The sequence below is a fragment of the Streptomyces griseus subsp. griseus genome (assembly GCF_000720255.1).
Lineage (GTDB): Bacteria > Actinomycetota > Actinomycetes > Streptomycetales > Streptomycetaceae > Streptomyces > Streptomyces griseus_I.
On sequence record NZ_JOJE01000024.1, the window covers coordinates 36,534 to 59,395 of the forward strand.

The 22,862-nt window shown below is 70.6% G+C and carries 17 protein-coding genes; 9 read left to right on the top strand and 8 right to left on the bottom strand.

What is annotated here, in order from left to right; genetic code table 11:
* Positions 1–11: 11 nt before the first annotated feature.
* Genes iolD through iolC form a run of 4 tightly spaced genes read right to left on the bottom strand, consistent with a single transcriptional unit; the run spans position 12 to position 4,546 of the window.
* Positions 12–1,889, bottom strand: coding sequence for a 3D-(3,5/4)-trihydroxycyclohexane-1,2-dione acylhydrolase (decyclizing) (gene iolD, locus IG99_RS28085; RefSeq protein ID WP_037678474.1), 1,878 nt, complete (start codon positions 1,887–1,889; stop codon positions 12–14).
* Positions 1,886–2,710, bottom strand: a complete 825-nt coding sequence (iolB, locus tag IG99_RS28090; RefSeq protein ID WP_037678476.1) for a 5-deoxy-glucuronate isomerase — start codon at positions 2,708–2,710, stop codon at positions 1,886–1,888. The genes iolD and iolB overlap by 4 nt, the downstream gene beginning before the upstream one ends.
* Before the next feature lie 7 nt (positions 2,711–2,717).
* Positions 2,718–3,599, bottom strand: coding sequence for a Cgl0159 family (beta/alpha)8-fold protein (locus tag IG99_RS28095; protein WP_037678478.1), 882 nt, complete (start codon positions 3,597–3,599; stop codon positions 2,718–2,720).
* The gene (gene iolC / locus IG99_RS28100) at positions 3,596–4,546 is read right to left on the bottom strand and encodes a 5-dehydro-2-deoxygluconokinase (protein WP_037678480.1); all 951 of its coding nucleotides are present in this window, start codon (positions 4,544–4,546) and stop codon (positions 3,596–3,598) included. Before iolC ends, IG99_RS28095 begins: the two co-directional genes overlap by 4 nt.
* 137 nt (positions 4,547–4,683) lie before the next feature.
* Between iolC and IG99_RS28105 the strand changes: the two genes are divergently transcribed.
* The 3 genes from IG99_RS28105 (at position 4,684) to IG99_RS28115 (ending at position 6,549) form a co-directional block, all read left to right on the top strand.
* On the top strand, positions 4,684–5,601 hold the full coding sequence (locus tag IG99_RS28105; RefSeq protein WP_037678481.1) for a sugar phosphate isomerase/epimerase family protein: 918 nt from the start codon (positions 4,684–4,686) through the stop codon (positions 5,599–5,601).
* 127 nt (positions 5,602–5,728) lie between these two features.
* A complete protein-coding gene (locus IG99_RS28110; protein ID WP_037678483.1) occupies positions 5,729–5,929 on the top strand; it encodes a helix-turn-helix transcriptional regulator in 201 nt (66 codons plus the stop codon).
* 56 nt (positions 5,930–5,985) lie between these two features.
* A complete protein-coding gene (locus IG99_RS28115; protein WP_037678613.1) occupies positions 5,986–6,549 on the top strand; it encodes a GNAT family N-acetyltransferase in 564 nt (187 codons plus the stop codon).
* Here the strand turns inward: IG99_RS28115 and IG99_RS28120 are convergent.
* Both IG99_RS28120 and IG99_RS28125 read right to left on the bottom strand, forming a co-directional pair.
* Entirely contained in the window at positions 6,530–7,573 is a 1,044-nt protein-coding gene (locus IG99_RS28120; RefSeq protein ID WP_037678485.1) for a zinc-dependent alcohol dehydrogenase family protein, read from the bottom strand. The two genes, IG99_RS28115 and IG99_RS28120, sit on opposite strands and share 20 nt — an antisense overlap.
* Before the next feature lie 87 nt (positions 7,574–7,660).
* Entirely contained in the window at positions 7,661–9,889 is a 2,229-nt protein-coding gene (locus tag IG99_RS28125) for an MMPL family transporter (RefSeq protein WP_037678487.1), read from the bottom strand.
* Between the two features lie 169 nt (positions 9,890–10,058).
* Between IG99_RS28125 and IG99_RS28130 the strand changes: the two genes are divergently transcribed.
* From IG99_RS28130 to IG99_RS28140, 3 genes are all read left to right on the top strand, one after another.
* On the top strand, positions 10,059–10,739 hold the full coding sequence (locus IG99_RS28130; RefSeq protein ID WP_051865979.1) for a TetR family transcriptional regulator: 681 nt from the start codon (positions 10,059–10,061) through the stop codon (positions 10,737–10,739).
* Between the two features lie 99 nt (positions 10,740–10,838).
* The gene (locus IG99_RS28135) at positions 10,839–11,078 is read left to right on the top strand and encodes a heavy-metal-associated domain-containing protein (protein ID WP_037678489.1); all 240 of its coding nucleotides are present in this window, start codon (positions 10,839–10,841) and stop codon (positions 11,076–11,078) included.
* Positions 11,079–11,199: 121 nt separating this feature from the next.
* The gene (locus IG99_RS28140) at positions 11,200–13,452 is read left to right on the top strand and encodes a heavy metal translocating P-type ATPase (protein ID WP_037678491.1); all 2,253 of its coding nucleotides are present in this window, start codon (positions 11,200–11,202) and stop codon (positions 13,450–13,452) included.
* Between the two features lie 626 nt (positions 13,453–14,078).
* Here IG99_RS28140 and IG99_RS28145 read toward each other — a convergent pair.
* Both IG99_RS28145 and recD2 read right to left on the bottom strand, forming a co-directional pair.
* Positions 14,079–15,368 (bottom strand): citrate synthase, encoded by a 1,290-nt coding sequence (locus tag IG99_RS28145; protein ID WP_037678494.1) that lies wholly within the window; start codon positions 15,366–15,368, stop codon positions 14,079–14,081.
* Positions 15,369–15,634: 266 nt separating this feature from the next.
* A complete protein-coding gene (gene recD2, locus IG99_RS28150; RefSeq protein ID WP_037678617.1) occupies positions 15,635–17,887 on the bottom strand; it encodes an SF1B family DNA helicase RecD2 in 2,253 nt (750 codons plus the stop codon).
* A gap of 419 nt (positions 17,888–18,306) precedes the next feature.
* On the opposite strand from recD2, the gene IG99_RS28155 reads away from it, so the two are divergent.
* The 3 genes from IG99_RS28155 to IG99_RS28165 are packed head-to-tail and all read left to right on the top strand — an operon-like array spanning position 18,307 to position 22,785.
* Positions 18,307–19,323, top strand: a complete 1,017-nt coding sequence (locus IG99_RS28155) for a LacI family DNA-binding transcriptional regulator (RefSeq protein ID WP_037678496.1) — start codon at positions 18,307–18,309, stop codon at positions 19,321–19,323.
* On the top strand, positions 19,320–20,843 hold the full coding sequence (locus IG99_RS28160; protein ID WP_037678498.1) for a sugar ABC transporter ATP-binding protein: 1,524 nt from the start codon (positions 19,320–19,322) through the stop codon (positions 20,841–20,843). The genes IG99_RS28155 and IG99_RS28160 overlap by 4 nt, the downstream gene beginning before the upstream one ends.
* On the top strand, positions 20,833–22,785 hold the full coding sequence (locus IG99_RS28165; RefSeq protein WP_037678501.1) for an ABC transporter permease/substrate-binding protein: 1,953 nt from the start codon (positions 20,833–20,835) through the stop codon (positions 22,783–22,785). Before IG99_RS28160 ends, IG99_RS28165 begins: the two co-directional genes overlap by 11 nt.
* Positions 22,786–22,862: the final 77 nt, after the last annotated feature.

Here is a 22,862-nt window from a genome sequence, read left to right on the forward strand (position 1 = left end):
CGAGTGCTCCTTCACAGATGGCGGCGTCGGGTAGAGACGTGCCGTTCGTACAGCTCACGGGCCTTCACCGCAGACGCTCGCGTCGCGGTCTCGGCCACGGGTACATCCCACCAGGCCTGCGCCGGAGGCGCGCCCGACACTGTGTCTGCCGTTTGGGTCTCGACGTAGACACAAGTGGGAGTGTCGGCGTCGCGCGCCTCCGCCAGGGCGGCGCGCAGATCGCGGACGGTCTTGGCGCGCAGCACGCGCATGCCGAGGCTCGCCGCGTTGGCGGCGAGGTCGACGGGCAGGGGCGCCCCCGTGTACGTACCGTCCTCGGCGGTGTAGCGGTAGGCGGTGCCGAACCGCTCGCCGCCCACCGTCTCCGACAGGCCGCCGATGGAGGCGTAGCCGTGGTTCTGCACGAGCAGGATCTTGATCGCGATCCCCTCCTGCACGGCCGTGACGATCTCCGTCGGCATCATCAGGTACGTGCCGTCGCCGACCAGCGCCCACACGGGCCGGTCGGGGGCGGCCATCTTCACGCCGATCGCCGCCGGGATCTCGTAGCCCATGCAGGAATAGCCGTACTCCAGGTGGTACTGGTCGCGGGAGCGGGCCCGCCACAGTTTGTGCAGGTCGCCGGGGAGCGAGCCGGCCGCGTTGATGATCACGTCCGTCTCGTCGACGATGGCGTCCAGCGCGCCCAGCACCTGCGGCTGCGAGGGGCGCACGTCGGGCTCGTCGGCCTCGTAGCAGGCGTCGACGCGCTGCTCCCAGCGCTCCTTGTCCTCGACGTACTCCCTGACGTAGGAGTCGGCGACCCGGTGGCCGTGCAGCTGGAGGGCCTCGGTGAGCTCCGTAAGGCCGCTGCGGGCGTCCGCCACCAGGGGCAGGCCACCGAGCTTGTGGCCGTCGTAGGAAGCGATGTTGAGGTTGAGGAAGCGCACGTCGGGCTTCTCGAACAGCGTCCCGGAGGCGGTGGTGAAGTCGGTGTAGCGCGTGCCGACACCGATCACCAGGTCGGCCAGCCGGGCGAGTTCGTCGGCCGTGGCGGTGCCGGTGTGGCCGATGCCGCCGACGTCCTGGGGGTGGTCATGGCGCAGGGAGCCCTTGCCGGCCTGGGTGGAGGCGACCGGTATGCCGGTGGCCTCGGCGAACTCGGCGAGGGCCTCCTCGGCGCGGCTGTGGTGGACACCGCCGCCCGCGATCAGCAGCGGCCGCTTCGCCGCGCGGATCGAGCCGACCGCCTCGGCGAGTTCCGTGGGGTCGGCCCCGGGACGTCGTACGACCCAGGTGCGCTCGGCGAAGAACTCGTCCGGCCAGTCGTACGCCTCCGCCTGGACGTCCTGCGGGAGGGCGAGGGTGACCGCGCCCGTTTCCACCGGGTCGGTGAGCACGCGCATCGCCTGGAGGGCCGCGGCGATGAGGGCCTCGGGGCGGGTGACGCGGTCGAAGTACTTCGACACCGGGCGCAGCGTGTCGTTGACCGACACATCACCGGCGTACGGCACTTCGAGCTGCTGGAGGACCGGGTCGGCGGGGCGGGTGGCGAAGGTGTCGCCAGGGAGGAGCAGGACCGGGAGGTGGTTGATCGTGGCGAGGGCGGCACCCGTGACCAGGTTGGTCGCGCCCGGGCCGATCGACGTCGTCACCGCGTGCGTGGACAGCCGGTTGGACTGGCGGGCGTACCCGACGGCCGCGTGCACCATGGACTGCTCGTTGCGGCCCTGGTGGTAGGGCATGTCGTCGGCGTACTCGACGAGCGCCTGGCCGAGGCCGGCCACGTTGCCGTGGCCGAAGATGCCCCAGGTGGCGCTGATCAGCCGCTGTCGTACGCCGTCGCGCTCCGTGTACTGGGCGGCGAGGAAACGGACCAGCGCTTGCGCGACGGTCAGCCGGGTCGTCATCGGTAACCCCCTGTGCTTTCGACGTGGGCCGGGTGAAAGCAGATCCGCCACTCCCGCGTCGCGCCGGGACCGGCCATGACGTTCAGGTAGTACATGGCGTGCCCGGGCTGGGCGATGGACGGGCCGTGCCATCCGTCGGGGACGAGGACGGCGTCGCCGGAGCGGACCTCCGCGAGGACGTCCGATCCGCCGTCACGCGAAGGGGACACGCGCTGATAGCCGAACCCGTTCGGGCCGTCGATCTCGAAGTAGTAGATCTCCTCGAGCTCCGCCTCCTCGCCCGGCCGGTGCTCGTCGTGCTTGTGCGGCGGGTACGAGGACCAGTTGCCGCCGGGCGTGATGACCTCGACGGCGATGAGCTTGTCGCAGTCGAAGGCCTCGGCGGAGGCGAAGTTGCGCACCAGACGGGCGCAGTTGCCGCTGCCGCGCTCTTCGACGGGGACCTCCGGCGCGGGGCCGTAGCGGGCGGGGAGTCGTCGCTCGCACTTCGCTCCTGCCAGGGCGAAGCGGCCTCCCGCGCCGGAGGCGATCTGGACCCGGGCGTCTCGGGGCACGTACGCGAAGTCGGAGACCGACGCGAACACGCTTTCCCTGCCCAGGAGTTGGAACTCTTCATCGGCTGTTTGCACGGTACATCCGCCCTGCAGCGGAAGCACGATCCACTCACTGTCCCCGGTGGTGAAGGTGTGGGTGTCCCCGGCCTCCAGCTCGACGATCCGCAGGCTGCTGTGGACCCAGCCGGCCCGCTTGGGATCGATGTCGAGGACGTGGTCGGCGTCCGCGGTGGTACCGCGCGCGATGTACAGCTCGTTGTTCGTCATGCGGCCCTCACAGCAGTCCTACGGCGGTGTCCACGGCGGCGGCGACATCCCCGTCCGCCGGATAGAGCAGCGAACGCCCCACCACGAGTCCCTTGACGGTGGGCAGCTGAAGCGCCCCGCGCCACTTCTCGTACGCCCCGTCCTGGTCCTCCCCCACCTCGCCGCCGAGGAGGACGGCGGGCAGTGTGGACGTCTCCATGACCTCGGCCATGTCGTCGGGGTTCTCGGTGACCGGCAGCTTCAGCCAGGTGTAGGCCGAACTGCCGCCCAGGCCCGAGGCGATGGCGATGGACTTGGTGACGGCCTCGGCGGACAGGTCGTTCTTCAGGCGGCCCTCGGGGGTGCGGCGGCTGATGAACGGCTCCACGAACAGGGGCAGCCCGCGCGCGGCCATGTCGTCGATCGCGCGGGCCGTGGTCTCCAGGGTGGTCAGGGAGCCCGGGTCGTCGTAGTCGATGCGCAGCAGCAGCTTGCCCGCGTCGAAGCCGAGCCGCTCGATGTCCGCGGCGCGGTGGCCGGTGAAACGGTCGTCGAGCTCGAAGACGGCGCCCTGGAGGCCGCCGCGGTTCATCGAGCCCATGACGACCTTGCCGTCGAGGGCGCCGAGCAGCAGCAGGTCGTCGAGGATGTCGGCGGTCGCGAGGACACCGTCGACGCCGGGCCGGGACAGCGCCAGGCAGAGACGTTCGAGCAGGTCGGCGCGGTTGGCCATGGCGAGCTTGCGCTCGCCCACGCCGAGGGCGCCGCGCGCCGGATGGTCGGCGGCCACCACCATCAGGCGGCCGGTGTCGCCGAGCAGCGGCCGTCGCTGGCGGCGGGCCGCGGCCTCGGCGATCGCCTCCGGGCGGTGGGCGCGCAGCCGGACGAGTTCGGTGACGTCGACGGTCACAGCACGGCCCCCGCGGTGAGCGCCGCCGCCACCTCGTCAGTGGTCGGCATCGCGGACGAGCACTCCAGGCGGGAGGCGACGATGGCACCGGCCGCGTTGGCGTGCCGCATGATCCGCTCCAGGTCCCAGCCCTCCAGCAGGCCGTGACAGAGGGAGCCGCCGAAGGCGTCCCCGGCGCCGAGTCCGTTGAGGACGTTCACCGGCAGCGGCGGGACCTCCGCGCTCTCGCCCTTGCTGTTGACGGCCAGGACACCCTTGGGGCCCTGCTTGACCACCGCGAGCTCGACACCGGCGTCCAGCAGCGCCTGCGCGGCGGCCCGCGGTTCGCGCACTCCGGTGGCGACCTCCACCTCGTCGAGGTTGCCGACGGCGACGGTGGTGTGCTTGAGGGCCTCGGTGTAGAAGGGGCGGGCCGCGTCCGGGTCTGTCCAGAACATGGGGCGCCAGTCGAGGTCGAAGACCGTCGTGCCGGCCTTGGCGCGGTGGGCGAGGGCCGCCAGGGTCGCCGTACGGCTCGGCTCCTCGCTCAGGCCGGTGCCGGTGACCCAGAAGATCCGGGTCTCACGGATGGCGTCGAGGTCGAGCTCGTGGGCGTCGATCTCCAGGTCGGGCGCCTTGGGGCGGCGGTAGAAGTACAGCGGGAAGTCGTCCGGCGGGAAGACCTCGCAGAAGGTGACCGGGGTGGGCAGTCCGGCGACCGGGGTGACCCAGCGGTCGTCGACGCCGAAGCCGCGCAGGGCCTCGTGCAGGTAGGTGCCGAAGGGGTCGTCGCCGGTCCGGGTGATCACCGCGGTGGACCGGCCGAGCCGGGCCGCGGCGACCGCGACGTTGGAGGCGGAGCCGCCCAGGAACTTCCCGAAGGACGTGACCTGCGGGAGCGGCACACCCGTCTGCAGCGGATAGAGGTCCACTCCGATCCGCCCCATGGTGATCAGGTCGTACGCCATCGAGTTCCCTTCGTGAGCGTCTCCGTGTCGGCTCTCCACCGGCTTTCTAGTCCGGTGCGGCGCGCCCTGTCAATACTTTGTCCAGACATTCGGACCAGGCCTTGACACGTCTCCGGGGAGCCCGCACGCTGGCGCCCATGACGTCGTTGTCACCTCAATCCTCACTTTCCCGCATCCGGATCGGATCGGCCCCCGACAGCTGGGGCGTCTGGTTCCCCGACGACCCCGCCCAGGTGCCGTGGCAGCGCTTCCTCGACGAGGTCGCGCAGTCCGGCTACGAGTGGATCGAGCTGGGCCCCTACGGGTACCTGCCGACCGACCCCGCCGCCCTCACCGAGGAGACGGCGAAGCGTGGCCTGAAAGTGTCGGCCGGCACGGTCTTCACGGGCCTGCACCACGGCGAGGCCGTCTGGGAGAAGACCTGGGCGCACGTCGCGGACAACGCCGTCCTCGCCCAGGCGATGGGCGCGAGGCACCTCGTCGTGATCCCGTCCTTCTGGCGGGACGACAAGACCGGTGAGGTGCTGGAGCCGGACACGCTCACGCCCGAGCAGTGGCGCAACCTGACGTCGCTGACCGAACGCCTCGGCAAGGAGGTGCGCGAGCGGTACGGCCTGCAGATCGTCGTCCACCCGCACGCCGACACCCACATCGACAGCGAGGAGAACGTCGTCCGCTTCCTGGACGGCACCGACTCCGACCTCGTCTCGCTGTGCCTGGACACCGGTCACTACGCCTACTGCGGCGGTGACAGCGTCAAGCTCATCGAGACCTATGGCGAACGCATCGGTTACCTGCACCTCAAGCAGGTCGACCCGGAGATCCTGGCGGACGTGCGGGCCAACCAGGTGCCGTTCGGGCCGGCCGTCGCCCGGGGCGTGATGTGCGAGCCGCCCGCCGGGGTCCCCGCGCTGGGGCCGGTACTGGAGGCGGCGCAGAAGCTGGACGTGGACCTGTTCGCGATCGTCGAGCAGGACATGTACCCGTGCGAGCCGGACAAGCCGCTGCCGATCGCACAGCGGACGCGGGCGTTTCTTCGCTCGTGCGGGGCGTAGCCCCCCGACGCCACGTACGTCACAAAAGTCCGGTTTCTGTCACGCTCCATGCACAACCCCTCCCCTCCCCGCACCCCCTGTCGTTCAACGGTGCACAAGCCCGCTGATCAGCAGGGAGGTGTACCTCATGACCGACCGAAGACTGTGGTCGTACAAGGAGATCGCCGCGCACATCAAGGTGCAGCCGGACACGGTGCGGTCGTACCGCAAGCACGGTCTGCTGCCCCCGCCCGACCATGTGGAAAGCGGTAAGCCCTACTGGTACCCCGACACCGTCCGCGCCTGGGTGGCCTCCCGGCCGGGCAACCGGGGGCGCGGACGGGACTGACGCTCCACGAGAAAATGCCTCGGTGCCCCGCCCCCGGGTGGGGCACAGTGCTGCGCATGGACTTCTCCGTAAAACCTCTGCTCACCGGTGAGAAAACCGTGCTGCGGCCCTTCACCGAGGCCGACGCGGACGCCATGTGGGAGATCATCCATGACCCGGAGGTCGTCCGCTTCACGTTCCCGGCGGACGCCGAATTCACCCCGGAACGGCTGCGGGACTGGTACGGCTCACGGGCCGGCCGGCCCGACCGTCTCGACCTCGCCGTCACCGACCGCGCCACCGGTGAACTCGTCGGCGAGGTCGTCCTGAACGAGTGGGATCCCGACGCCCGCAGCTGCACCTTCCGCACCTTGCTGGGCCCGCGCGGGCGGGGCCGGGGGCTCGGCACCGAGGCGACCCGGCTGATCGTGGGGCACGGTTTCGAGAACGTGGGGCTGCACCGGATCCAGCTGGCACTGTACGGCGACAATTCCCGGGCCCGCCGCGTGTACGAGAAGGTCGGGTTCGTGGTGGAGGGGGTGCGGCGGGAGGCCGCGTACCGGGAGGGGGAGTGGGTGGACGAGGTGCTGATGGCGCTGCTCGACCGTGAGTGGGCCGGGCTCAGCTCCACGGTTCTATGACCGTCACCCCGGCTCCCGGCGCCGTGCCCATCGCCGCCAGTGCGTCGGGGACCGCGGGCAGGGGGATGGAGGACGTGACGAGGAGGTCGGGGCGCAGGACGCCCGAGCGGACCAGTTCCAGCATCGCCGGGTAGGTGTGGGCCGCCATGCCGTGGCTGCCGAGGATCTCCAGCTCCAGGCCGATCACGCGGGCCATGGGGACGGGGGTCAGGCCGTCGGGTGAGGGCAGGAGGCCGACCTGGACATGACGGCCGCGGCGGCGCAGGCCGTTCACCGAGGCGGCGCAGGTGGCGGGGGCACCGAGGGCGTCCAGGGAGAGATGAGCGCCGCCCCCGGTCAGCTCTCGGACCACCTGCGCGGTGTCCGGCGCGGCCGTAGCGTCGACGCACTCCGTCGCCCCGAACGCGCGCGCCAGCTCCAGAGCCCGGGCGGAGACGTCCACCGCGATCACCCGCGCGCCGGACGCCGCCGCGATCATCACCGCCGACAGGCCGACTCCGCCGCAGCCGTGGACGGCGACCCACTCCCCCGCCGCCACCCGGCCCTGCTGCACGACCGCGCGGAACGCCGTGGCGAACCGGCAGCCCAGGGAGGCGGCCGTGGCGAAGGAGAGGTCGTCGGGGATCGCCACCAGGTTCACATCGGCGTGGTCGAGCGCCACGTACTGGGCGAAGGAGCCCCAGGCGGTGAAGCCCGGCTGGGTCTGCCGCTCGCACACCTGCTGGTCGCCCGCCGCGCAGGCGGGGCAGCTCCCGCAGGCGCAGACGAAGGGCACGGTGACCCGGTCACCGGGGCGCCAGCCGGTGACCCGGTCACCGACCTCCGCCACGACACCGGCGAGTTCATGGCCGGGGACGTGCGGGAGGGTGATGTCCGGGTCATGGCCCATCCAGCCGTGCCAGTCGCTGCGGCACAGGCCGCTGGCCTCGACGCGCACCACCACTCCGTGCTCCGGCGGACGGGGGTCCGCCACCTCCCGCACCTCGGCCGGTTCCCCGTACCGCTCGAACACCACAGCCCGCATCCGTCCGTCCTCCGCTTCCCCGGCACTGTCGGCTCCCGGCTCCCGGCTCCTCGGGGTCGCCCGCGGATCACCGCTTCCGGCGGAACGCTAACCGCGCGCCGTGGCCTTGTCCCGTGCCGGGGCGGAGTCCGACGTCGCCGTGGAGTCGCCCTCGCTGACGCCGAAGCGGGTGTGGAAGCGGCGCAGCGGGGCCGGGGCCCACCAGGTGGCGCGGCCGGTGAGCCGCATGATCGCGGGGACCAGGAGACCGCGCACGACCATCGCGTCCATCAGGACCGCCAGCGCGACGCCCAGGCCGAGCATCTTGGTGTTGGTCACCCGTGAGGTGCCGATGGCGACCATCACGACCGCCAGGATGACCGCCGCCGCGGTGATCAGGCCGCCCGTGCGCTGCAGTCCGAGGCGGACCGCCCGCTCGTGGTCGCCGGTGTGGTCGTACTCCTCCTTGATGCGGGAGAGCAGGAACACGCCGTAGTCCATGGAGAGGCCGAAGGCGACGCAGAACATCAGGACCGGCAGGGTCGTCTCTATGGAGCCGGGGCTGGTGAAGCCGAGCAGGCCGGAGAGATGGCCGTCCTGGAAGACCCAGACAACCGCGCCGAACATCGCGGTCAGGCTGAGGGCGTTGAGGATCACCGCCTGGATCGGTATGAGGACACTGCCGGTGAGCAGGAAGACCAGGAGCAGTGTGACGATCGTGATGAAGGCGGCCGCCCAGGGCAGTTGGCCGGCTATGGCGTCCTTGGAGTCGACGAGGACGGCCGCCGCCCCGGTCACCTCGGTGTGGAACGGGGCCTTCGTCTCGCGCAGGTCGCCGACCAGGCGTTGCGCGGCGCCGTCGACGGCCTCGCCCTTGGGCAGCACGGTGAAGTACGCCGAGTCGCCCTTCACCAGCGGGCCGTCGACCCGCACCACCTCCGGCAGGGCGGCGATCCGTTCCTTGTAGGCGGCGTACTGCCCCTTCGTGGCCCTGCCCTGGGCGAGCACTTCCAGTCCGCCGCCGGGGTTGCCCGGGAAGCCGTCCCTGATGTGCTGCTGCACGGTGCGGGACTCGGCGGAGGAGGGCAGCTGGCGGTCGTCGGCGGTGCCGAACTTCACGCCGAGGAACGGGAGTCCGAGGGTGATCAGGACGGTGGTGGTGGCCACCGCGAAGAACGGGGCGCGGCGCATCACCAGGTTCGCCGCGCGTCCCCAGGCGGTGCCCTCCTCGCCCTCGGTCGGCGGCTGCGCGTCCTTCCGTCCCTGCGGCCGGCCGCGGCGGAAGACGCGGCGCAGGTCGAGGGAGTCGACCCGGTCACCGAGAAGCACGAGCACCGCGGGGAGCAGGATCAGGGCGGCTCCGGCGGCCAGCAGGACGACCGCTATGCCGGCGTAGGCGAAGGACCGGAGGAAGTACTGGGGGAAGACCAGCATCGCCGCCAGGGAGACCGCGACCGTGAGCGCGGAGAACAGGACCGTGCGGCCGGCCGTGCGCAGGGTGGTGGCCACGGCGGTCAGTTTCTCGGCTCCGTCGGCGAGTTCCTCGCGGAAGCGGCGGACGATGAACAGCGCGTAGTCGATGGCGAGGCCCAGGCCCAGGGCCGTGGTGAGGTTCATCGCGAAGATCGAGACGTCGGTGAACTCCGCGAGGCCGCTGAGCACCGCGTTCGTCCCGAGGATGGCGACGATGCCGACGGCGAGCGGGAGCAGGGCCGCGATCGCGCTGCCGAAGACCATCACCAGCAGCACCAGCGTGATCGGCAGCGCGATCAGCTCGGCGCGGGTGAGGTCCTCCTGGATGATCGTCTGCATCTCGTGCCGCACGGCGACGACGCCGCCGACCTTGACGTCCACCGGGCCGTGCGTGCCGCGGTAGTGCGGCGCGACACGGTCCAGGGTCTCGCCCATGGTCTTCTCGTCGCCGGTGATGCGGGCGGCGATCAGCGCCTCGTGGCCGTCCTGGGCGCGCAGGGCCGGTGACTTGGTCCGCCAGTAGGAGCCGACGCCCGTGACGCCCTTCTCCCCCGCCAGGCGCGCGGTGAGGCGGTCGGCCTCGGCGGCGACCGCCGGATCGTCCACCGAGGCGTCGCCCGCGTCGAGCAGCAGCAGGAAGTTGGGTTGGGAGGCCGGGAACTCGCGCTCCAGCGCCTTCGTCGCGTACGTGGACTCCGCGTCGGGGTCCTCCCAGCCGCCGCTGCCCAGCCGGTCGGCGACACCGCTGCCGGCCAGCACCGCGAGCGCGGTGAGCACCAGGGCCGCGAGCAGCGACAACCGGGGGCGGGCGGTCACGAGACGGGTCCAGCCGCCGACGCGGGGCGGCCTGTTGACTTCGGTCATTGTGCGGTGTCCCCTTCACCTGATCCGTGCTTCCGTGCGCCCTTGCGGGCACGCGGCATGGACCTGTCGTTGCCATAGACTGGCAAACACGAGAGATCGCTCGCGTTTCTCCAGAATGCGAGCGACCGCTCGTGTTTGTCAATCACGTTCGGAGAGCTTGGGGATACGCGTGCCCGACAACGTGCCCGACGGCCGGGGATCCGGCAGTCAGGAAAAGGACCAGCCGCGCCGCAGACAGGCGCGCGGCGAGCGCCGCATCGCCCAGCTGCTCGAGGCCGCCGCGACCGTCTTCACCACCACCGGGTACACGGCGGCCAGCACCAACGCCATCGCCCGCGAGGCCGGCGTCTCCCCCGGCACGCTCTACCAGTTCTTCCCGAACAAGGAAGCGATCGCGATCGAGCTGGGCGGCCGGCTCATGCACGAGATGCGGGAGACGTACGGCGAGGCGCTCGCCCCGGTCGACCCCGCGACACCGCTGGAGGAGGCGGTCGGGGCGGCCGTCGACCGTTTCTTCGCCTTCAACTGCGAGCACCCCGTGTTCTTCGCGCTGATGCACGGCCCCGACATCCCCGGCCGGATCACCGAGGAACACGACGCCCTGCACGCGTCCCTGCTCAGCCGCATAGAGGGCCTGCTCTCGTCGCTCCTGCCCGACGCCCCCCCGGCCGACCTCACCCGCACGGCGAACATGTGCCTGGGGCTGTACAAGGCGGGCCTGGAGCTTGCCCTGGCCCACGAGGGCGCCGAACGCGACGGATACGTCCAGGAGCTGAAGAACGTACTGGTCCGTTACCTCGAACCGCTGGTCGGCGGCCGCCTGGGCCGCGCCCCGGGGACAGGGCCCTGACCGAGCTTGGATAAATACCCCCTAGGGGTATAACGTGTGGTACTGGGAGCCCTTCGTGGGCACCCGTCGGCCCCACATGCACCGATGAGGAGTAACGACATGACCGCCCAGACCGACACCCCGGGAACCGTCACCACCGTCTACAAGGTGAGCGGAATGAGCTGCGGCCACTGCGAGGGCGCCGTCTCCGGCGAGATCTCCGAGCTCCCCGGCGTCAGCTCGGTCAAGGCCGTCGCGTCCTCCGGCGAGGTCACGGTCGTCTCCGCCGCCCCGCTGGAGGAGGCCGCCGTCCGCGCCGCGATCGACGAGGCGGGCTTCGAGCTCGTCGGACAGGCCTGAACACCCCCGCACCCCGGCAGGACCCCTCGGCCGACCCTCCCCGCACGACCGCTCCAGCGGGCCGTACCGACCGGACGACACCGGCTCCGTGCGGCCCGTGAGCGTTCCCTGGAGTACGCACATGACGACCACCACCGCACAGGTCCCCGCAACCGCCGAGGTCGAGCTGCGCATCGGCGGGATGACCTGCGCGTCCTGCGCGGCCCGCGTCGAGAAGAAGCTCAACCGCATGGAGGGCGTCACCGCCACGGTGAACTACGCGACGGAGCGGGCGAAGGTCAGCTACCCGGGGGGCACCGAGGTCGCCGACCTGATCGCGACCGTGGTGAAGACGGGGTACACGGCCGAGGAACCCGAGCCGCCACGCGAGGAGACCCCCGCCGAGAACACCGGCGAGAACCCGGGCGACGAGGACCCCGAGCTGTCGGCCCTGCGCCAACGCCTCCTCGTCTCCGCCCTGCTCTCCCTGCCCGTCGTCCTGCTGGCCATGGTTCCGGCGCTCCAGTTCGACAACTGGCAGTGGCTCTCCCTCACCCTCGCCTCGCCCGTCGTCGTCTGGGGCGGCCTGCCCTTCCACAGGGCCGCCTGGACGAACGCCCGGCATGCCGCCGCGACCATGGACACCCTGGTGTCCGTCGGCACGCTGGCGGCCTTCCTGTGGTCCCTGTGGGCCCTGTTCCTCGGCGACGCGGGCATGCCCGGCATGCGGCACGGCTTCGACCTCACCGTCTCCCGGACGGACCCCTCCCAGACGCTCTACCTCGAGGTCGCCGCCGGAGTCACCGCCTTCATCCTGCTCGGCCGCTATCTGGAGGCCCGCTCCAAGCGGCGCGCGGGCACGGCACTGCGGGCGCTGATGGAGCTCGGCGCGAAGGACGTGGCCGTCCTGCGGGGCGGGCGCGAGGTGCGGATACCGGTGAGCCGGCTGGCCGTCGGGGACCGCTTCGTCGTCCGGCCCGGTGAGAAGATCGCCACCGACGGCACGGTCACCGAGGGGACCTCCGCGGTCGACGTCTCCATGCTGACCGGCGAGTCGGTGCCGGTGGACGTGACGGCCGGATCCTCGGTCACGGGCGCCACGGTCAACGCCGGCGGGCGCCTGGTCGTCGAGGCCACCCGCGTCGGCGCCGACACCCAGCTGGCGCGGATGGCGAGGCTGGTCGAGGACGCGCAGAACGGCAAGGCCGAGGTGCAGCGGCTCGCCGACCGGATCTCCGCGGTCTTCGTGCCCGTGGTGCTGCTGATCGCCGCGGGCACCTTCGGCGCCTGGCTCGGCGTCACCCACGACACGGTCGCCGCCTTCACCGCGGCCGTCGCCGTCCTGATCATCGCCTGCCCCTGCGCCCTCGGACTGGCCACCCCGACCGCACTGATGGTCGGCACCGGCCGCGGCGCCCAGCTCGGCATCCTCATCAAGGGCCCCGAGGTGCTGGAGTCCACGCGCCGCGTCGACACGGTCGTTCTCGACAAGACCGGCACGGTGACCACCGGCCGCATGACCCTCCAGGAGGTCCACGTCGCCGAGGGCACCGAGGAGAAGCAGGTGCTGCGGTTCGCGGGCGCCCTGGAGCACGCCTCCGAGCACCCCGTGGCCCGTGCGGTGGCCGCGGGTGCCGAGGAACGGGCGGGAGACCTGCCGCGGGCCGAGCACTTCGAGAACGTGCCCGGGCGGGGCGTACGGGGGCGTGTGGAGGGTCACGAGGTGGCCGTGGGCCGGCTCACCGAGTACACCGCCGCGCTGCCCGAGGAACTGGCCCGCGCCAAGGAGGAGGCGGAACGGGGCGGCCGTACCGCCGTCGTGGTCGGCTGGGACGGAGCGGCCCGCGGGGTCCTCGCGGTCGCCGACGCGGTCCGGGAGACCAGCGCCGAGGCCGTCCGCGAGCTGCGTGCGCTCGGGCTCACGCCGGTCCTGCTGACCGGCGACAACCGGACGGTGGCCGAGGCCGTGGCGGACGCCGTCGGCATCGAGCGGGTGGTGGCCGAAGTGCTGCCCGAGGACAAGGTGGACGTCGTACGGCGGTTGCAGGGCGAGGGGCGGACCGTGGCCATGGTCGGCGACGGCGTCAACGACGCGGCCGCGCTCGCCACCGCCGACCTGGGGCTCGCGATGGGCACCGGCACGGACGCCGCGATCGAGGCGAGCGACCTGACCCTGGTGCGCGGGGATCTGCGGGTGGCCGCGGACGCCATCCGGCTGTCGCGGCGGACCCTGTCCACGATCAAGGGCAATCTCGTATGGGCGTTCGGATACAACGTGGCGGCATTGCCGTTGGCCGCGGCGGGACTGCTGAACCCGATGATCGCGGGGGCGGCGATGGCGTTCTCGTCGGTGTTCGTGGTGACGAACAGTCTCAGGTTGCGCACGTTCCGCTGACTCATACCCGGCGTTACCTGGGGTTACCAGTAAGTTTCGGGCAGCTGGAGGCTCAGACCCTCTGGAGTCAGACGCGCACCTCACATAAGCTCTTCACAAGGCTCGCGCATCATCCTTACGCCAGGGTCTCGATTTTCATATCGAGCCTCTTGCGCATCTAACGGGACAAATGCAAGAGACGCAGATCACAGTGATGTGAACGTAACCATCGAAGGGGTTCGAAGGTCTAAGTTGGCGATGTCAGGAAGCGTCTTGGGGGGCGCGGACTGGCATCTGAGGATGTCTTGGGGGACTTCCTCAGAGATGCGTTGCCGGGGCACGTACACCGGGGAGCTTTGAGCGGCCCTCCCAACGTGCGCTGTCCCGGCAGACCGCACCACAGCAGTACGACGAGTTTTGCTCGTTGTACTCAAACAGCGATTCAGGCGCTGGTCTCCACAGACGCCCGGCCGGATCCCGTGGGGGGAATCCGCACCGGGACATGGGAAGGCGCCCTGGTCGTCGGCCCGTGGGGGGACCGGCGCCGGGGCGCCTTCTGTTATCCGTGTGCGCCACGGATGCCCGCACTCGGCGAGTACGACGAGGCCCCGCACCCGGCAACCGGGTACGGGGCCTGAAAAGTGCTGTCAGCGCTGCTCGACGGGCACGAAGTCGCGCTCCACCACGCCGGTGTAGATCTGGCGCGGGCGGCCGATGCGCGAGCCCGGCTCCTTGATCATCTCGTGCCACTGGGCGATCCAGCCCGGAAGGCGGCCGAGGGCGAAGAGGACCGTGAACATCTCGGTCGGGAAGCCCATGGCGCGGTAGATCAGGCCGGTGTAGAAGTCGACGTTCGGGTAGAGGCTGCGCGAGACGAAGTAGTCGTCGGAGAGCGCGTGCTCCTCCAGCTTCAGGGCGATGTCCAGCAGCTCGTCGGACTTGCCGAGGGCCGAGAGAACGTCGTGCGCGGCGGCCTTGATGATCTTGGCGCGCGGGTCGAAGTTCTTGTAGACCCGGTGGCCGAAGCCCATCAGGCGGACGCCGTCCTCCTTGTTCTTCACCTTGCGGATGAAGGTGTCGACGTCGCCGCCGGAGTCGCGGATGCCCTCGAGCATCTCCAGGACGGACTGGTTGGCGCCGCCGTGCAGCGGGCCCCACAGCGCGTTGATGCCGGCCGAGATCGAGGCGAACATGTTCGCCTGCGAGGAGCCGACCAGACGGACCGTGGAGGTCGAGCAGTTCTGCTCGTGGTCCGCGTGCAGGATGAGCAGCTTGTCCAGGGCGGAGACGACGACCGGGTCGAGCTCGTACTCCTGCGCCGGGACCGAGAAGGTCATGCGCAGGAAGTTCTCGACGTAGCCGAGGTCGTTGCGCGGGTAGACGAACGGGTGACCGATCGACTTCTTGTACGCGTACGCGGCGATCGTCGGAAGCTTGGCGAGCAGACGGATCGTCGAGAGGTTGCGCTGCTTCTCGTCGAAGGGATTGTGGCTGTCCTGGTAGAACGTGGACAGCGCGGAGACGACCGAGGACAGCATGGCCATCGGGTGGGCGTCGCGCGGGAAGCCCTTGTAGAAGTTCTTGACGTCCTCGTGCAGCAGGGTGTGCTGCGTGATGTCGTTCTTGAAGGACGAGAGCTCGTCGACCGTCGGCAGCTCGCCGTTGATCAGCAGGTAGGCGACCTCCAGGAAGGTGGAGCGCTCCGCCAGCTGCTCGATCGGGTAGCCGCGGTACCGGAGGATGCCCGCTTCGCCGTCCAGGTACGTGACCGCGGATTTATAGGCGGCGGTGTTGCCGTATCCGCTGTCCAGGGTCACCAGACCGGTCTGGGCGCGGAGCTTGCCGATGTCGAAGCCCTTGTCGCCGACGGTGCTGTCGATCACCGGGTAGGTGTACTCGCCGTCGCCGTACCGCAGTACTACAGAGTTGTCGCTCACGTCTTCCCTCACCGACGTTGTGCCTCATCTTCGAGGTTGCCCTGACTGTCTCTACCATCCCCCATTTGGCGCAGGAGAGTGCACTCGGGGTCGGCCATTGGGCTTATTGGCGGCACTCAGTGCCGCCAACTTGCTCATCCTGCCCCCTTCGTCACGCCACCGGAAGTCCTCTGTGACCTTCGTGACTCATTTGATCGATCATTTTTTACGATCCCTCCGGATGCACGAGGTCAAAGGGCTCCGGCGCCGCGGAGCCCGAGGTGAGTTCAGGCCCCGGAGAGCCTGAAGTCCAGTGCCGTGCAACGCCGTCCGGCGGACACGGTGCGCACCGCCTGTCCGATCGCCTTGCGCGAACCGACCAGCACGACCAGCTTCTTCGCCCGGGTGACCGCCGTGTAGAGCAAGTTCCGCTGGAGCATCATCCAGGCGCCGGTGGTGACGGGGATCACCACGGCGGGATATTCACTTCCCTGCGACCGGTGAATGGTGACCGCGTACGCGTGGGCCAGCTCGTCCAGTTCATCGAATTCGTACACCACCTCCTCGTCCTCGTCCGTCAGCACCGTCAGGCGCTGGTCGACCGGGTCGAGCGAGGTGACCACGCCCACGGTGCCGTTGAAGACACCGTTGGCGCCCTTCTCGTAGTTGTTGCGAACCTGGGTCACCTTGTCGCCGACTCGGAAGACCCGGCCGCCGAACCGCTTCTCCGCCAGGTCTGGCCGGCCGGGGGTGATGGCCTGCTGGAGCAGGCCGTTGAGGGTGCCGGCGCCGGCGGGCCCGCGGTGCATGGGCGCCAGGACCTGGACGTCCCGGCGCGGGTCCAGGCCGAACCTGGCCGGAATACGGCGCGCGGCCACGTCGACGGTGAGCCGGCCGGCCTCCTCGGTGTCGTCCTCGACGAAGAGGAAGAAGTCCTTCATGCCGTCGGTGAGGGGGTGCTGGCCGGAGTTGATCCGGTGGGCGTTGGTCACCACGCCCGACTGCTGGGCCTGGCGGAACACCCGCGTCAAGCGCACCGCGGGGACGGGGCTGTCATCGGCCAGCAGGTCGCGCAGGACCTCGCCCGCACCGACGCTGGGCAGCTGGTCGACGTCCCCGACGAAGAGCAGATGGGCACCCGGCGGCACGGCCTTGACCAGCTTGTTGGCCAGCAGCAGGTCGAGCATGGACGCCTCGTCGACCACCACCAGGTCGGCGTCCAGCGGGCGGTCCTTGTCGTAGGCCGCGTCGCCGCCGGGCTTGAGCTCCAGCAGGCGGTGGACCGTGGACGCCTCGGCGCCGGTGAGCTCGGCCAGGCGCTTGGCGGCACGCCCGGTGGGGGCGGCCAGCACGACCTTGGCTTTCCTGGCGCGGGCCAGCTCCACGATCGAGCGGACCGTGAAGGACTTGCCGCAGCCGGGGCCACCGGTGAGGACGGCGACCTTCTCGGTGAGCGCGAGCCGGACGGCGGCCTCCTGTTCGGGCGCGAGATCGGTCCCGGTACGCCCCTTCAGCCAGGCGAGCGCCTTGTCCCAGGCCACCTGCCGGAAGCCCGGCATCCGGTCCTGCTCGGTGCGCAGGAGGCGCAACAGCTGGGCGGACAGGGAGAGTTCGGCGCGGTGGAAGGGGACGAGCCAGATCGCGGTGACCGGGGTGCCGTCGTCCGGGCCGGGCACCTTCTCCCGTACGACACCGGGGTCTTCCCCGTCCTCCGGCACCTGGGACAGCTCGGCGAGGCACTCGATGACAAGTCCGGTGTCGACCTGGAGCAGCTTGACCGCGTCCGCGATCAGCCGCTCCTCGGGGAGGAAGCAGTGGCCCTGGTCGGTGGACTGCGACAGCGCGTACTGCAGACCGGCCTTGACGCGCTCCGGACTGTCGTGCGGGATGCCGACGGACTGGGCGATCTTGTCGGCGGTGAGGAAGCCGATGCCCCAGACGTCGGCGGCGAGGCGGTAGGGCTGGTTCTTCACGACGGAGATCGAGGCGTCGCCGTACTTCTTGTAGATGCGCACGGCGATCGACGTGGAGACCTCGACGGTCTGGAGGAAGAGCATGACCTCCTTGATCGCCTTCTGTTCCTCCCAGGCGTCCGCGATCTTCTTGGTGCGCTTGGGGCCGAGCCCGGGGACCTCGATGAGGCGCTTCGGCTCCTCCTCGATGATCGTCAGGGTGTCCAGGCCGAAGTGCTGGGTGATGCGGTCGGCGAAGACCGGGCCGATGCCCTTGACCAGACCGGATCCGAGGTAGCGCCGGATGCCCTGGACCGTGGCCGGCAGGACCGTCGTGTAGTTCTCGACGGTGAACTGCTTGCCGTACTGCGGGTGCGAGCCCCAACGGCCCTCCATGCGCAGCGACTCACCGACCTGGGCGCCGAGCAGCGCGCCGACGACCGTCAGCAGATCACCGCCGCCTCTGCCGGTGTCGACGCGGGCGACCGTGTAGCCGTTCTCCTCGTTCGCGTACGTGATGCGCTCCAGGACGCCTTCGAGCACGGCCAGTCGCCGCTCGCCCGTGGAGCCCCCCGCCTGATCGGTCATGATCCGACGGTACCGCCCGGCACCGACAGCCCACCCGGACTGTGCGACCACGTGGTCGCACTCCCGCTGGAAGTCCTCGGTCGGGGAGAACCCCACCAACTCGCAGTCCTGAAGCGCGACGGGGACATGACCCGGTGCCCAGTAGTGCGTGTCCCCCGCCTCGTAGGTCCCCTCGCCCTCGGCCGTGAGCACCACGGGGACGTCGTTCCGGGTCGTCGACGTCACGGCTCCTCGCTTCCGGCCCGCTTCGGGCCTCGTGGGACCACGGCGTGATCAAGCCTGGACCGGCGCCCCCGAGGGCCCGCGACCGCATCACGATCAGGTCTCGGGATGGGAGGGAGGGGTTGATTACCGGCGTGTAATCGATTCCAATCCTCCCTGTCGTCGATGTAAACGATTCCACGAGGAGGTGGACGGCGATGGCGAGCATCAAGGACGTTGCCGCCGCGGCCGGTGTGTCGGTCGCCACGGTGTCGCGCGTCCTGAACGACCACCCGTCCGTCAGCGACGACGCACGCGCACGCGTGCTGGCCGCCGTCGAGACGCTGGGCTACCGCCCGAACGCCGTCGCCCGTTCGCTGCGCACCGACCAGACCCACACCCTCGGCCTGGTCATCAGCGACGTGATGAACCCCTACTTCACCGAACTGGCCCGCTCCGTCGAGGAGGAGGCCCGCGCGCTCGGCTACAGCGTCATCATCGGCAACGCCGACGAGCGGCCCGACCTCCAGGACCACCACGTACGCAACCTGCTGGACCGCCGGATCGACGGCCTCCTCGTCTCCCCCACCGACGGCGGGTCTCCCTTAATGCTGGACGCCGTGCGCGCGGGTACGCCGATGGTCTTCGTGGACCGGTGGATCCCGGGCGTGGACGTGCCGGTCGTCCGGTCGGACGGACAGGCGGCCGTACGGGACCTCGTCGCGCATCTGCACGGCCTGGGGCACCGCAGGCTCGCCATCATCGCGGGCCCCGCGGCGACCACCACCGGACGCGAACGAGTGGAGGCCTTCCGCACGGCACTCGCCGCGTACGGTCTCGGGCTCCCCGAGGCCTACGTCGGCCAGGGCGACTTCCAGGCCGAGAGCGGACGACGGGTCACCGAAGGGTTCCTCGACCTGCCCGAGCCGCCCGAGGTCGTCTTCGCCGCGGACAACCTGATGGCGCTGGGCGCGCTGGACGCCGTACGCGCGCGTGGGCTGCGCGTTCCCGACGACATCGCGCTCGCCGCGTTCGACGACATCCCGTGGTTCGTGCACACCGACCCGCCGATCACCGCGATCGCCCAGCCCACGGGCGAGTTGGGGCGCGCCGCCGTGCGCGCGCTGGTCGACCGCATCGAAGGACGGCCCCCCGAGTCCGTCACCCTCCCCGCCCGTCTCGTCGTACGCCGCTCGTGCGGCGAGTCCCCCGCAAGGAACAGGAGCCAGTCGTGAGCAACCAGGACGAGTTGCTGCGCATCGAGGGCCTACGCAAAACCTTCCCCGGAGTGGTCGCGCTCGACGGCGTCGACTTCGATCTGCGCCGCGGCGAGGTGCACGTGCTGCTCGGCGAGAACGGCGCGGGCAAGAGCACGCTGATCAAGATGCTGTCGGGCGCCTACCACCCCGACGAGGGCCGCGTCCTGGTGGACGGCGAGGAGGTGCACATCCGCGGGGCGCAGGACGCCGAGCGGCTGGGCATCGCGACGATCTACCAGGAGTTCAACCTCGTACCCGACCTCACCGTCGCCGAGAACATCTTCCTGGGACGGCAGCCCCGCCGCCTCGGGATGATCGACCGGAAGAGGATGGAGGCCGACGCCGAAGTCCTCCTCGCGCGCGTGGGCGTGCACGTGTCCCCCCGCGCGCGGGTGCGTGAACTCGGTATCGCGCGCCTGCAGATGGTGGAGATCGCGAAGGCGCTGAGCCTGAACGCGCGCGTGCTCATCATGGACGAGCCGACCGCCGTGCTCACCTCCGAGGAGGTGGAGAAGCTCTTCGCCATCGTGCGCACACTGCGCGAGGACGGCGTGGGCATCGTCTTCATCACCCATCACCTGGAGGAGATCGCCGCCCTCGGCGACCGGGTCACCGTCATCCGCGACGGCCGCAGCGTCGGCCAGGTCCCCGCGACCACGCCCGAGGACGAGCTCGTACGCCTGATGGTGGGGCGCTCGATCGAGCAGCAGTACCCGCGCGAACGGCCCGAGACCGGAACCGCGTTGCTCACCGTCGAGGGGCTCACCCGCGACGGCGTCTTCCACGACGTGAGCTTCGAGGTGCGGGCCGGCGAGGTCGTCGGCATCGCCGGGCTCGTCGGGGCCGGCCGTACCGAGGTCGTCCGGGCCGTGTTCGGCGCCGACCCCTATGACAGGGGCGCCGTGAAGGTCGACGGCGCGCAGGTGCGGGGGCACGACGTGAACGCCGCCATGACGGCCGGGATCGGACTCGTGCCCGAGGACCGCAAGGGCCAGGGGCTCGTCCTGGACGCCTCCGTGGAGGAGAACCTCGGACTCGTCACCCTGCGCTCCGCCACCCGCGGCGGACTCGTCGACCTCAAGGGCCAGCACGACGCGGCCGCCCGGATCGCCGAACAGCTCGGCGTGCGCATGGCCGGTCTCGGCCAGCACGTGCGCACCCTCTCCGGCGGCAACCAGCAGAAGGTCGTCATCGGCAAGTGGCTGCTTGCCGACACCCGCGTCCTCATCCTCGACGAGCCGACGCGCGGCATCGACGTCGGCGCCAAGGTCGAGATCTACCAGCTGATCAACGAGCTGACCGCCCAGGGCGCCGCCGTCCTGATGATCTCCAGCGACCTGCCCGAGGTGCTCGGCATGAGCGACCGGGTGCTGGTGATGGCCCAGGGCCGCATCGCGGGCGAACTCGCCGCCGCCGAGGCCACTCAGGACGCCGTGATGGCGCTCGCCGTAAGCACACCCACCACCATTGAACCGGAGGCCGGCCGTGGCCGCTGACACGCTCAAGAGCACCACGGGCGCCGGTGGCGCCGCGGCGGTGCGCCGCCTGCTCCTCGACAACGGCGCGCTCACCGCGCTGATCGTCCTCGTCATCGCCCTGTCGGCGCTGTCGGGTGACTTCCTGACCACCGACAACCTGCTCAACATCGGCGTCCAGGCGGCCGTGACCGCCATCCTCGCCTTCGGTGTCACCTTCGTGATCGTCTCGGCGGGCATCGACCTGTCGGTCGGCTCGGTGGCGGCCCTGTCCGCCACCGTCCTCGCCTGGAGCGCCACGTCACACGGCGTGCCGGTGTTCGCGGCCGTCCTCCTCGCCGTCGCCACCGGCATCGCGGCCGGCCTCGTCAACGGCTTCCTGATCGCGTACGGCAAGCTGCCGCCGTTCATCGCGACGCTCGCCATGCTGTCGGTGGGCCGCGGTCTGTCGCTGGTCATCTCCGACGGCTCCCCGATCCCGTTCCCGGACTCGGTCTCCCACCTCGGTGACACGCTCGGCGGCTGGCTGCCGGTGCCGGTGCTCGTGATGGTCGTCATGGGGCTGCTCACGGCGTTCGTGCTCGGGCGGACGTACATCGGACGCTCGATGTACGCGATCGGCGGCAACGAGGAGGCAGCCCGCCTCTCTGGTCTGCGGGTGAAGAAGCAGAAGCTCGCCATCTACGCGCTGTCCGGCCTGTTCGCCGCCGCCGCGGGCATCGTGCTCGCCTCCCGGCTGTCCTCCGCGCAGCCGCAGGCCGCGCAGGGCTACGAACTCGACGCGATCGCGGCGGTCGTCATCGGCGGTGCGTCGCTGGCGGGCGGCACGGGCAAGGCGTCCGGCACGCTGATCGGCGCGCTGATCCTGGCGGTGCTGCGCAACGGCCTCAACCTGCTGAACGTCTCCGCGTTCTGGCAGCAGGTCGTCATCGGTGTGGTGATCGCGCTGGCGGTGCTGCTCGACACCCTGCGCCGCAAGGCCGGGGCGACCCCGGTGGCGGCGGGCACCTCCTCGGGCGGCAAGGGGAAGCAGGCGGCGACGTACGCGCTGGCCGCCGTGGTCACCGTGGCCGTCGTGGGCGCGACCTCCTTCCTGCACAGCGGCGGCTCCGCGGCCGCGTCGAACCCGAGGATGGGTCTGTCCCTGTCCACCCTCAACAACCCCTTCTTCGTGCAGATCCGGTCGGGTGCCCAGGCCGAGGCGAAGAGGCTGGGCGTGGACCTGACCGTCACGGACGCCCAGAACGACGCCTCCCAGCAGGCCAACCAGCTGCAGAACTTCACCAGCTCCGGCCTGGACGCGATCGTCGTCAACCCGGTGGACTCGGACGCGGCCGCCCCGTCCGTACGGGCCGCCGACAAGGCGAAGATCCCCGTGATCGCCGTCGACCGTGGCGTCAACAACGCCACCACCGACGCGCTGGTCGCCTCCGACAACATCGCGGGCGGTGAGCTCGCCGCCAAGTCCGTCGCGGAGAAGCTCGGCGGCAAGGGCAAGATCGTCATCCTCCAGGGCCAGGCGGGCACCTCCGCCGCCCGGGAGCGCGCCGAGGGCTTCGCCAAGGGCCTGAAGGCCTACCCGGGCATCCGGGTCCTGGCCCAGCAGCCCGCCGACTTCGACCGCACCAAGGGCCTCGACGTGATGTCGAACCTGCTCCAGGCCCACCCGGACGTCCAGGGCGTCATCGCCGCCAACGACGAGATGGCGCTCGGCGCGGTCAAGGCGCTCGGCTCGAAGGCCGGGAAGTCCGTCCAGGTCGTCGGCTTCGACGGCACGCCGGACGGCCTGAAGGCGGTCGAGGCAGGCACGCTGTACGCGTCGGTGGCGCAGCAGCCGAGCCAGCTGGGGAAGATCGCCGTGGACAACGCGCTGCGCGCGCTCCAGGGCAAGAAGGTCGAGCAGACGGTGAAGGTGCCGGTGAAGGTGGTCACGAAGGAGAACGTGGCCGGCTTCAGCGGCTGACAGCGGTGGAGTGGGCGGGCGGGTCACGACGACCGCCCGCCTTCGGTCACGTAGACAGTCACGTACGAAGGTACGTA